Here is a 12,684-nt window from a genome sequence, read left to right on the forward strand (position 1 = left end):
TTTATTTCAGATTATCGAACGATATATGTCATTTCTGCCTATTTTTGCGGTCTCCCATTTTAATTGGCATGTAAACTTTTGATTAATTTGATTTAAATTGTAGACAATGGAAGTAAAATGAAAAAATTTAGTTGTTTCATACTCTTTACCAGTATCATCTTAACTGGTTGCAGTTCATCTCCTCCGCAAGTAAAAGCTTCAACGCCATTAATTGACTCTGTAGCTTCCTCAATCAATACTTCGAGTATTCCCAAATCCTTATGGGCTGATTTATCCTCAAAATCCAATGGAACTATTGTAAGACATCAACAGTTTGAAGTTGAATTTGGATATGCTTATTTTTCAGCATTAGGGCAAAAATGCCGTCAACTATATATCAGTAGTATATCTTCAGATGTCATTACGCCTAAACAGAAGCGTATAGCTTGTTTGAAAAAAAATGATCTTTCGTGGTGGTTAATGCCGCAGGTTGTTGATAATCAAGGTGATAATTATCATTTTGATGCCTTATAACCAACAGCTGGCAACTTTAAACGATATTCAAAACTGATTTACTGAGAAAATGATGAACAATTGTTATGCAAAATCACTCGTTAGTGGGTTATTATTTTTATTATTACCTCTTCAGGCAAATTCTGCCACGACACCACAAAACTTAACTGATTTACAGTCTATGGGTGTAAGCAGTTCGGCTATGCCGAATGCTTCACTTGAATCTGGGACCTACTCAAAGCAAGCTAGAACAGACACTTTACTGCCAGGTGAGGCTAGTGCTGCTGAATTATTACCAACTTCTGAAGCCGGGCTACCACCACCTTATGGTGCAAACCTATTTGCTGGCGGTTATGAGAGTGAACGTCTTGACGGATTGAATGATGACTATCTTATTGCTCCTGGGGATAAAGTGGCTATTTGGTTATGGGGAGCAGTAAATCAGTCTGAAGTGCTTACGGTTGATAATCAAGGTAATTTATTTATTACCAATGTAGGCCCTATAAATGTTGCTGGAGTCATGGCAAGTCAGATAAATGGTGTCGTGACTAAAAAAATTCAACAGGTTTATAAATCTAGTGTGAGTATTTACGTAAACCTACAAACAGCAACGCCAGTCAGCGTTTATATTAGCGGTAGCGTTATAAGGCCTGGCCAATATGCAGGTGTGCCATCTGACAGCATTTTATATTATCTAAAAAGAGCAGGTGGGATTGACTCTGAACGAGGCAGTTATCGCTCAATTAAGATTCTCCGCAATAACCAAGTTAAGCAAGAAATTGACCTTTATGATTTTATGTTAGAAGGGCAATTACCTAAACTTAACTTTCAAGATGGTGATGTCATTTTTGTTGAGCGTCAAAAAGCGACAATTGTTGTAACAGGAAGCGTGCGTAATCCGTTCCGGTTTGAACTAACAGATGATGAAACAAATGGCCAACAATTATCAAAATTTGCACGTCCATACTCAAAAGTGAGTCATGTTGGTGTCGTAGGCGATCGTGATACCGGTCCTTTTTCTGTATATCTGCCGGTAAATGAATTTAATGAATTTGAATTAGCAGATGGCGATCGCTTATTTTTTAATGATGATATTCGAGCTCAAGTGTTTGATATACAAGTTGCAGGCAGTTACCTAGGTCCGTCTTACTTTGCTGTTAAAAAAGAAACTCGTCTACATGATTTATTAGCCAATGTAGAAGTCGATGCTAATTTAGCAGACTATCAATCTATATATGTGCTTCGTAAAAGTGTCGCAAAAAAACAAAAAGAAATGATTGACCAATCACTTGAACGTTTAGAGCGAAGTGTATTCACAGCGCCAGCATCATCAGATGGTGAGGCTAGAATTCGTGCAGAAGAAGGTAAAATGATCCTTGAGTTTACCGCACGAGCTAGACAAGTTATTCCTCTAGGAAAGGTCATCGTTTCTGATAATGGCAAAGTAGCAAATATACAGCTAGAGCAAGGTGATATTGTTCACATCCCAGCTAAAAGTGATTTAATCCATGTTGGTGGTGAAGTTATTATGCCTCAAGCCATCGTATATAATCCAAATGCAACAGTAGAAGACTATATTGCTTGGTCTGGTGGTTATAGTGAAAGAGCTAATTATGATCAGATAATGGTCATTCACCCAAATGGGATGATTAAATTAAATGCGACAGGCCCATTGCAAGCTGGCGATCAAGTCTTAGTGTTGCCAAAAGTCGACGCAAAAATTATGCAAGCGGTTAAAGATGTCACTCAAATTATTTACCAAATCGCTGTTGCAGCAAATGCGATAAATTAAGCATTATATTATGGCGACGATAATTAAACGAAATAACTGGCAAATATGGAAAGATGTTATATTTGCATTATTTGTCAGGGAAATTCGAACAGGCTTTAATGATAAATTTGGTATAGCCTGGGCTGTGATTAACCCTGTAACTTTTATTTTCCTTTTATCATTTATCCGCGGGCGATTGGATGGAGGAGAGACTCATACAATCCCAACTTTTACCTTTATGGCGATTGGTTTTATGTTGGTGATGTTTTTTATAGAAGTGTTGAATGGAACCGCTTCTTCTATAAAAAAAAATAAAGCATTATTTGCTTTTCGACAAGTACAACCCATCAGTAGCATGATTGCTAGTGCATTATTTCAGTTATTAGTCAAAGTGTTTGTGATTCTATGTATTGGAATTGTGATGTATTTTATTGGCTTAGAAATAAGGATCGATAATCCTCTTTCATTAATTGGTTGTGTAATACAACTCTGGTTAATAGCTATTGCTATTGGGTGTTTGTTTAGTTTAGCTGCATGTTATGTGCCAGAGATCACTAAGGTTCAATCAATTTTAACAAGGCCTTTGATTTTTATTTCAGCGGTGTTCTTTTCATTACAAGACATACCACAAGAAACTTGGAAGTACTTTGATTGGAACCCTATTTTACATGCAATTGAGCTGTCACGGTACGCAACTTATGAGACTTATGGAATTGTTGGTGTTAGCCAATTATATTTATTTCTATTCTCGCTAATCAGTGTGTTTTTTTCATTAAGTTGTTACTTTTTAATTTGGAAGCAAGCAATTAGCCGCTAACAGCAGTATCAATTAGGTTGAACATGATTCGATTGCAGAATATTACGAAGTATTACCCTTCAAAGCTTGGTAACCAATACATATTTAAAGGTGTTAATTTTGATATTCCTGAGGGCCACAATATTGCCATTTTAGGCAGCAATGGTGCGGGTAAATCAACATTATTTCGAATGCTGGCTGGCAGTGAGTATCCCAATAAAGGGCGCATCATAACCGATTTAAACTTATCTTGGCCTGTAGCGTTAGCGACAGGAATACACCCGCAAATGTCTGGTGCTGAAAATGCGAGATTTATTGGCATGATAAATGGAGTACAAGATCTAGATAGTTATGTAGACAAAGTCAGAGCATTTGCCGAATTAGGGGCGAAATTTAACTTACCTGTTAAAACCTATTCTAGTGGCATGAAACCGCGGTTGGCATTTGCTTGTTCAATCGGCATTGATTTTGATGTGTACTTAATTGATGAAGTTACTTCCGTTGGCGATGCTAAGTTTAGAAAGAAAACTAAAATCGCACTAACAGAAAAAAGCAAGAAAGCAAATGTCATTATGGTCAGTCATGAAATGGATGAACTGAGGCATTTTTGTGATAGTGCGATAGTTTTACATAAAGGTGAATTAACTTTTTATAACGATTTAGAACAAGGTATCGAGATTTACCAGGCATTATAATATGACACTAAAATCAGTAAATAACGTCGAAGAAAGATTTAAACAATTAAGCCAGTCTGCTAAGCCTAAAGTTTGGAATAATTGTCGAGAATTAATTTCGTTAGCGAAAGAAATTAAAACAACAGATATTTTGCTATCTCGTAGAATATTACAAAGAGCTAAAAACCTACAACCCGCAAACCCAGTGGTGTTGAATGCTATTAAAGATATTTCAAATGAAATCAACGCTCAAAAAGAGAAGTTAGATGGAATGGTAGTAAAAAGTACAGAAACTGCCCAAACTCTAGATAAAGATAATCATTTACAGATACATGAACTGTCTAATTTAGCTAATTCTGAGAAGTCAGCTAATTCAGGTCACTCTGATAAATCAGAAAATCACTTATCTAAGAGTCAAAACATCTTTCAAGCAATTCAAGATTATTATCAATCCTTCACTCAAAGTCGATTGGGTCAGTTAATTGCAAAACCTTGGGTCATATTATTACTTGTTCCATTTTTGTTGTTTAGTTTTTATCAACTGGTTTGGGCGAGCCCTCGATATGAAAGTAGAGCGCAATTAATTGTACAACAACCCGATGGCATGGCGACGATGGACGCCTCTATGGCTTTGCTGACGGGCTTGGGCGTGAGCGGTAATGCAGGTGCAGATTCAGAGTTAGTCAAAGCCTATGTCTACTCAGAAGATATGTTAGCTTATCTGCAAACAACCAATAATTTGGCTGAACATTACAGTGAAACTGGTGCTGATATATTTTCAAGACTGAGTTCAGATCATACCAAAGAAAAACTGTTCGATTTCTATTTAAATCATACTCGCGTTGAAATCGACGAAAAATCTGGGGTCATTCAGGTTTATGTTGAAGCATTCACACCAGAATTTGCCAAGGAGCTCAGTTTATCGATTGTCAGTAGAGCTGAATGGTATATAAATTCAGTAGGGCACCAGTTAGCTGAAGCACAACTTAAATTCATTCAAAAAGAGCATGAGCAAGTAGAGCAGCGTTTGCAGCTTGCAAAGAAAAACTTGTTAGGGTTTCAGCAAACAAACAATTTACTTGATCCGGAAGCTGAAGGTATGGCGCTTCAACAAATTACCTACAGTATGGAAAGTGAAATCGCAGCTAAAAGAGCAGAGCTAAAGGGCTTGCGATTAGTGATGACGGAACAAGCCTCTCAAGTTGTCATATTAAAAGCGCAACTAGATGCGTTAATCACGCAACTTGAAGTTGAAAGACAGCGACTCTCATTGCAAGGGAATAACAACTCCGGCAACCAAAATGTACAAAATCAGCAACTAGCAGAACCTTTAACAGAGAAAAAATCGGTGAGTGAAGTGATTGCTCAATATACTGATTTTAAAATAGAACTTGAGTTAGCGCTTCAAGCATATACATCTTCAGAGATATCCTTGGAAAAATCCAGAGTAGAAGCTTATCGTCAACTTAAGTATTTAGTTGTTGTTGAACGCTCAACATTGGCAGAAGACAACCAATACCCGAGTACTTTTTATAATATTTCACTTTTTATAGCCATCCAGTTAATGCTTTTTGGTATCGGAAAAATCATTATCGCAACCGTTAAAGAACTAAATTAACTTTAGTCATTACAAAATGACTTATTTTAAAATTACTTATTTTCAATATTAGGCCCTACATGAACAATATTAAACCACTTAATAAGCAAGCGCCTTGTAAAGGCATTATTCTAGCTGGTGGATCTGGCACTCGTCTTTATCCATTAACAAAGGTTGTCAGCAAGCAGTTAATGCCAGTATACGACAAGCCAATGATTTTCTATCCAATCTCTACATTATTAGTTGCAGGGATTAAAGAAATTCTGATCATATCGACACCTCAAGAATTACCGCGATTTAAAGAGCTTTTAGGTGATGGTAGTTTATGGGGCATTAAATTTGAATATGTTGAGCAACCGACTCCTGATGGTTTAGCGCAAGCATTTTTGCTGGCTGAAGACTTTTTGCAAGGCAGTTCAGCTGCGCTAGTACTTGGCGATAACTTATTTTATGGCCATGACTTATCTGCTTCATTGCAACGCGCTGCTAATCGTTCGAATGGCGCCACTGTGTTTGGTTATCATGTTGCTAACCCGACTTCTTATGGGGTTGTAGAGTTTGATGAACAAGGTACTGCTATTTCAATTGAAGAAAAGCCACAGCAACCTAAATCAAATTACGCAGTGCCAGGCTTATATTTTTTCGATAGCCGTGTGGTCGAATATGCTAAAAATGTACAACCTTCAGCGCGTGGCGAGCTTGAAATTACTGATGTTATTGAACAGTATTTACAAGCTGGAGAGTTGAAGGTTGAAATCATGGGACGTGGGACTGCATGGCTAGATACTGGTACCCTGGATGACCTATTAGATGCTGCAAACTTCATTAGAGCAATAGAGAAAAGGCAAGGGCTTAAAATTAATTGCCCAGAAGAAGTAGCTTACCGAATGGGCTATATTGATGACAAGCAATTATCTGAATTGGCAAAACCTTTAGTTAAAGCGGGTTACGGCAAATACTTATTAAGCTTAATTGATAGTAAAGTGTTTTAAAGTTAACAATATTTTAAATATTACTAAGTGATAAAAAATGAAATTTATTGAAACTAGCATACCCGATGTAAAAATTATTGAGCCAACGGTTTTTGGTGATGACCGTGGTTTTTTTATGGAAACATTCAGAACAGAATTGTTTAATCAACATTGTGGTGAAAGAGTGTTTGTACAAGAAAACCATAGTAAATCCTCTCATGGCATTTTACGTGGTTTACATTACCAAACTGAAAATACTCAAGGCAAACTTGTTCGTGTAACAAGTGGTGAAGTTTTTGATGTCGCCGTTGATATGCGTAAACAGTCCACGACTTTTGGTCAATGGGTTGGGGTATTACTTTCTGCTGAAAATAAGCGACAACTATGGGTACCTGAAGGCTTTGCTCACGGTTTTTATGTTACCAGTAACGAAGCTGAGTTTGTTTATAAATGTACCGATGTTTATAACCCTAATGTTGAAGTATCACTAAAGTGGGACGACCCTAGGGTAAACATACAGTGGCCACTTGTGGATGGTGTTTTGCCATTGCTATCAGGAAAAGATGAAGCCGGTGTTGCTTTTGCCGATGCACCAAAGTTTTAATCATACTTTAGAACATAGTTTTAATCATAGGTTAAATAATGGTTAAAACATAATTAATTACGCTTGTGCCAAGCGCTGCAATACCCAAGTGAAATAGCTTAGCCTATTTGTTCATGCATAAAATAACGATGACCTTATGAAAATACTTATCACCGGTAAAGGTGGCCAATTAGCCTCTGAGTTGCAATTGAATTGCCCACAGAGTGTAGAAATAGAATGTCTTGATAGTAAAGCACTTGATATAACGGATGCTACACGAGTAAACGAAATACTTATTGCTTTTTCACCTGATGTGGTTATTAATGCTGCCGCTTATACTGCAGTAGATAAAGCTGAATCCGACAGCGAACAGGCTTTTAATGTAAATGAAATTGGTGCAGCTAATTTAGCTCAAGCCTGTAAGGCAATTGATGCCAAGTTAGTGCATATTTCTACCGACTTTGTATTTGATGGCACTAAAACAACGCCTTATGTTGCAGATGATGCGACAAACCCATTAGGTGTTTACGGCGCATCAAAATTGGCTGGCGAGCAAGCTGTTAATCAAATTTTAGCCAATCAAGCGATAATTATTCGTACCGCCTGGGTATATTCTCAGTTTGGTAATAATTTTGTAAAAAGTATGATCCGACTAATGGCAGAAAAACCGCAACTTGGTATTGTGTATGACCAAGTGGGTAGCCCAACTTGGGCTGCTGGTTTAGCAAACATGATATGGCAATTAGTGCTCAACCATGCTGAGAGCTTTAAGGTGTCAGCTAACCAAAGCCTTATTTTAAATTGGACAGATGCAGGCGTTGCCTCATGGTATGACTTTGCCGTAGCTATACAAGAGTTGGCCGTAGAGCATGGTTTACTCGATAACAGTATACCCATTAAGCCAATTCCTGCTTCTGCTTATCCAACACCGGCTAAACGACCTTCATTTAGTGTTATTGATAAATCACAGGCAGAATTAGTAGCAAATGTGGATGCCATACATTGGCGCACACAGCTAGCTTCAATGATAAAAATCTTAAAAAATCAATCGGTATGATCAACATCATCTACCGCGATAAAAGTTAATCGGAAAAATTATGACAATAAAAAATTTATTAGTAACAGGTGGTGCTGGTTTTATCGGTGCTAACTTTGTTCATTATTGGTTAGCGCAGCATCCTCAAGATAACGTAATAGTATTAGATGCACTAACCTACGCAGGTAATAAAGCCAATTTAGATATGGTTGCAGATAACACTAATATGACGTTTGTCCATGGCAATATTTGTGATACAGCCCTAATTGAATCATTAATAGATACCCATCAGATTAATACCATAGTGCATTTCGCTGCCGAATCCCATGTAGATCGCTCTATTACAGGGCCTGATGCCTTTATCGAAACCAATATTTTGGGCACATACAGCCTACTAAAAGCGGCAAAGCTTAAGTGGATAGATGAGCCTAAAGCACAAGGGAAGGAGCCCTTAGTCCATCGCTTTCATCATGTTTCTACTGATGAAGTGTATGGCACATTGAGTGCAACTGATCCTGCTTTTACTGAAGAAACCGCTTATGCGCCTAACTCACCATATTCAGCATCAAAGGCGGCAAGTGACCATTTAGTGCGTGCATATCATCATACATATGGGCTTGAAGTTACCACTTCAAACTGCTCTAACAATTATGGTCCATACCATTTTCCAGAAAAACTTATTCCATTGATCATCGCTAATATTTTACAAGATAAGCCGTTACCAATTTATGGTGATGGTCAACAAATTCGTGATTGGTTATATGTTGAAGATCACGCTCGCGGCATTGACTTAGTATTACAAAGCGGCCGTATTGGTGAAAACTATAATATTGGTGGCAATAATGAGTGGGCAAATATCGATATTGTGAAACTTGTCTGTAAAGTGTTCAACGAGAAGTTTGCAACTAACCCTGAGCTTGCTGAAAAGTATCCGCTAGCTAAGGCTGCGATGGCGGGCAAAGCAGAAACCTTGATTACCTATGTAACAGACCGTGCCGGTCATGACAGACGCTATGCAATTGATGCAACTAAAACAAATGATGAATTAGGTTATGTACCAGCGGAATCGTTCGAAACAGGTTTTGCTAAGACATTGGATTGGTATTTAGACAATGAGTCTTGGTGGACTCCTCTGCTTTAATTAGGGAAATGGAATGATAGACATGAACGGTTTTATTGAGAGTTTCTCAAATGGTATTTTAAGTGGTTGGGTCGTAGCAAATGAGCAAGATGACGTTCAACTATTTTGTGGCGAGCAGTATTTAAACGACGTAAGTCAAAAATATTTTAGAGAAGACATTGTCTCTGCTGGACTTACAGAAGGTAATTCTGGTTTTGCTATTGATGTTAAAAAGCAATTAGAAGAGATGTGTGGAAATAATGTATTTTCGCTCAGAGTAAATGGAAAAATTGTTTCAGAAGTTAATTTTTATATACCTAATTCAAAAAATATAATTAAAAATTCATTTTTTGAATTAGCAGACAAATTTAATCTAACTGATACAAAACACACTGTAAATCATAGGGTAGGTCAGACCTTTGAAAGGTTTATCTCTCCTACCAGTTTACAATTTACTAATGGCGGATATACGAGACTGGCCTTTGCTGATAAGCATAATACTAAAGAACTTTTTGAATTAGCTCTTGAGCTTGATTTAGAAGACATTGATCCAGAATCTGAATTTCCTTTTGAATTCGGGCTAGTCGCTAGAGCATCTCATGTGTGTAATTTGCACATACGGTTTATTGATAAAAGTTTCAATTGTGTTTTAGATGAACCTATCGCAGTGACACAAGGTTGGGATTTTAAGAAAATTCAATTACCCGCTGACTTGAGTCAAAAAGTTAGACAAGGCGAAATCTCGGTTGTTCTTAGAGCTAAGCATTACGGTCGAAGAACTATTGATTTAAGCATGCTTTGTTTATCCGAAAGCTTAAGCCTCTTGAAAACCCCCATACAGGCTATCAAGGAAGCTGATACTCAAAAAGAAATAAGTAATTTAGTAGATAATACAATTAATAATGGGGAGCTAACATCATGGTCTAATGGTGTAGTATTTCCTAATTTAGCTAGAGGCCAAGAATTAGCTGATAATTGGTTTTTAGAAATGAACAAAGGCAATGAAAATAAGCTTAATGTAGCTGTGGTTGCTGATCAGATGCAAGTTGATCCACTTGCCGTTAGTTTGGAATCAAATTTAGGTCTTAGAATTCGAGCTGGAGAATTAGTCGGCTATAGTCGAGTGATTACGACAATTAACAAGCAACATTTATCTGTTAATGACTATAGCTTTGAGCTTGATATTGAAGCAATGACACTAAATAAGAAAGTACTTTTACCTCGAATCTATCTTATTGCACGCAATGCCATAAAAGATGTCGTTGTCGCTGATATTGCTCGAAAAGTCACTGTGCAGGGACGTCAACTGCTGAGTTTCGAAATAGCTGCAAAACAATTAGAAAAAATTCTATTTAACCAAGCAGAAAAACCAGTATTAGCTTTGGCGATAGATTTAAATTCAGGTGCTGATTTTTCAGTTTTCTCCGCTAAATTAATCAATAGCCCTGTTATAGCTGATGGTAAAGATAAATTAAGTGAGCAACAGTTAACTCAAGGGCTATCAAAGACTTTTGATTTTGAAGATGAAAGTATCACATTGCAATTAGGCGTGCTTAAAGGTTTAAACGCATGGAGTAATGGTGATACGGTCGCATTTGAAAATACTGCAGATGAGCAATTAATACCATATGCTTCTAACTCAAATGAGTTTATTAGCCACATTGCCAATTTAACGCCACATAAAATGCATCGACCTACGCGTAGCTTTCCGTTTATCGATATAATTGTGCCAGTTTATAACGCTTGTGATGATGTTTTATTATGTTTATCAGCACTGATTGAAAAAACTGATTTAACCCATAGAGTTATTGTCATCAATGATGGTGAAGATGCACGGACAGCTGAAATGCTTGCCGCATTCAATGATAAATACTCCCATTTTGAACTTGTCACCAATCCTCAAAATATTGGCTATACCAAGTCAGTTAATAAAGGTATCAACCATTCTAATGCCGAATGGGTCATCGTACTCAATAGCGATACAATTGTGAGTAAAGGCTGGCTAGGTAAATTAATGAATTGTGCCTTATCTGACGATAAAGTTGGAATGGTTGGTGCGTTAAGCAATGCTGCAAGCTGGCAGTCAATACCTCGGATCCATGATGAGACTGGTGATTGGCATTTAAATCCGCTTCCAAAGGGGATGACAATTGATCAGTTGGCTGAAAAAGTCAGTGAGCACTCTATTAGGGAATATCCATCAGTAGGTGTGATTAATGGTTTCTGCCAATTAATTAATATGTCGATGTTAGATCAAATTGGTTTACTCGATGAAGTTGCCTTTCCTGTAGGATATGGCGAAGAGAACGATATGTGTGCTCGTGCAATTAAAGCAGATTATAAATTACTGATTGCTGATGATACGTATGTTTTTCACGCTAAATCAAAAAGTTTCGGCCACGAAAAACGTAAAGTTCTCGCTAAACAAGGCAGTGCAGCATTGAAGAAGAAACATCCAGATGTGGATTGGAATGTTGTCACTAAATTGATTAGAGAGAACCCAGCATTAAATGAACTACGTGAACAAATGGTTTTAGAGTTTAAAAATTTCCAAGGTGAAACAGCATAATGAACATAGTCTATGTATTACCCGTAAAAGGCGGCGGGGGCGGTGCACATTCAGTCGCTCAAGAAGTAAATGAATTAGTAAAAATGGGATTAGATGTAAAGATCGCGGTTAATACTAAAAACTTTCCTACTTTCGTTACTACATACATCGACATGCCAAATGTTAGCCGAAATGTGGTTGAATTCTATGACGAAAAATCATTAGCGACGCACCTAACTGACCTTGATATTGTTGTTTGTACCATTTTTACTTCGGTTGAACTAGTAGGTAATGCGCTTAAATATGTCAAAGGCAAACAGCCTAAAGTAACTTATTATGCACAAGATTATGAGCCATTATTTGCCTTGCCTGATGATCCATTATGGAAACAGGCTTATGACAGCTATACATTAATACCCAATATGACCGTGTTTGCCAAAACAGACTGGATACGAAATGTCATTACTGCTAATCATGGTATAGACGTAGTAAAGGTATGCCCAAGTATCGATCATGATGTGTATTACCCTGGTTTAGATAAGTCTGAGCAACAAATTTGGATTAGTGCTATGGTGCGCCCAAGCACCCCACGTAGAGCTCCTCAGCGAACCATGCGGTTACTGAAAAACATCGCTGAAAAATATGGTAATAAAGTGAATATCAATATTTTTGGCTGCTCAGATGATGATATTTTTTATTCTAATTTACCAAGTGACTTTAATTTCCATAATCACGGTGTTTTGCTTCGCAGCCAGGTATCGAGCTTATTGCGCAAAAGCCATTTGTTTATTGATTTATCAGACTATCAAGCCTTTGGCCGTACAGGGCTTGAAGCAATGGCCTGTGGCTGTGTTTCGGTAGTACCTAGTTTAGGTGGTGCTGATGAGTATATTCGTCATAATGAAAATGGCTATGCAGTAGACCCAAGAGATGAAGCACAAGTGTTTGCTACTATTGAAGAATACATGTCTTTGTGTAATGAGCAAAAACAAGAATTACAGTATAAAGCAATTGACAGCGCTCAAAGATTTTCAGTGCGAAAGGCTGCTATTTCAGAAGTTCAGCTGTTTAATAGTGTTTTATAAACTAAGGTGAT

11 protein-coding genes are annotated in these 12,684 nt (G+C 37.4%); all 11 read left to right on the forward strand.

Going from position 1 to position 12,684, the window contains the following annotated elements; translation table 11 throughout:
- Positions 1-117: 117 nt before the first annotated feature.
- Positions 118-513 (forward strand): hypothetical protein, encoded by a 396-nt coding sequence (locus FNZ24_RS08435; protein WP_153914046.1) that lies wholly within the window; start codon positions 118-120, stop codon positions 511-513.
- 52 nt (positions 514-565) lie between these two features.
- Positions 566-2,284 (forward strand): polysaccharide biosynthesis/export family protein, encoded by a 1,719-nt coding sequence (locus FNZ24_RS08440; RefSeq protein WP_153914047.1) that lies wholly within the window; start codon positions 566-568, stop codon positions 2,282-2,284.
- Positions 2,285-2,294: 10 nt separating this feature from the next.
- The gene (locus FNZ24_RS08445) at positions 2,295-3,080 is read left to right on the forward strand and encodes an ABC transporter permease (RefSeq protein WP_153914048.1); all 786 of its coding nucleotides are present in this window, start codon (positions 2,295-2,297) and stop codon (positions 3,078-3,080) included.
- 23 nt (positions 3,081-3,103) lie between these two features.
- The gene (locus tag FNZ24_RS08450; protein WP_153914049.1) at positions 3,104-3,754 is read left to right on the forward strand and encodes an ABC transporter ATP-binding protein; all 651 of its coding nucleotides are present in this window, start codon (positions 3,104-3,106) and stop codon (positions 3,752-3,754) included.
- 1 nt (position 3,755) lies between these two features.
- A complete protein-coding gene (locus FNZ24_RS08455) occupies positions 3,756-5,351 on the forward strand; it encodes a lipopolysaccharide biosynthesis protein (RefSeq protein WP_153914050.1) in 1,596 nt (531 codons plus the stop codon).
- Between the two features lie 59 nt (positions 5,352-5,410).
- Entirely contained in the window at positions 5,411-6,322 is a 912-nt protein-coding gene (gene rfbA / locus FNZ24_RS08460) for a glucose-1-phosphate thymidylyltransferase RfbA (protein WP_153914051.1), read from the forward strand.
- A gap of 37 nt (positions 6,323-6,359) precedes the next feature.
- Entirely contained in the window at positions 6,360-6,905 is a 546-nt protein-coding gene (gene rfbC, locus FNZ24_RS08465; protein ID WP_153914052.1) for a dTDP-4-dehydrorhamnose 3,5-epimerase, read from the forward strand.
- A 136-nt stretch (positions 6,906-7,041) separates the two neighbouring features.
- Entirely contained in the window at positions 7,042-7,941 is a 900-nt protein-coding gene (rfbD, locus tag FNZ24_RS08470) for a dTDP-4-dehydrorhamnose reductase (protein ID WP_153914053.1), read from the forward strand.
- A gap of 40 nt (positions 7,942-7,981) precedes the next feature.
- Positions 7,982-9,061 (forward strand): dTDP-glucose 4,6-dehydratase, encoded by a 1,080-nt coding sequence (gene rfbB, locus FNZ24_RS08475; RefSeq protein WP_153914054.1) that lies wholly within the window; start codon positions 7,982-7,984, stop codon positions 9,059-9,061.
- A gap of 13 nt (positions 9,062-9,074) precedes the next feature.
- The gene (locus FNZ24_RS08480) at positions 9,075-11,609 is read left to right on the forward strand and encodes a glycosyltransferase family 2 protein (protein ID WP_228768422.1); all 2,535 of its coding nucleotides are present in this window, start codon (positions 9,075-9,077) and stop codon (positions 11,607-11,609) included.
- On the forward strand, positions 11,609-12,673 hold the full coding sequence (locus FNZ24_RS08485; RefSeq protein ID WP_153914055.1) for a glycosyltransferase family 4 protein: 1,065 nt from the start codon (positions 11,609-11,611) through the stop codon (positions 12,671-12,673). The genes FNZ24_RS08480 and FNZ24_RS08485 overlap by 1 nt, the downstream gene beginning before the upstream one ends.
- Positions 12,674-12,684 lie beyond the last annotated feature (11 nt).

It is taken from the genome of Shewanella sp. TC10 (assembly GCF_009663145.1).
GTDB lineage: Bacteria > Pseudomonadota > Gammaproteobacteria > Enterobacterales > Shewanellaceae > Shewanella.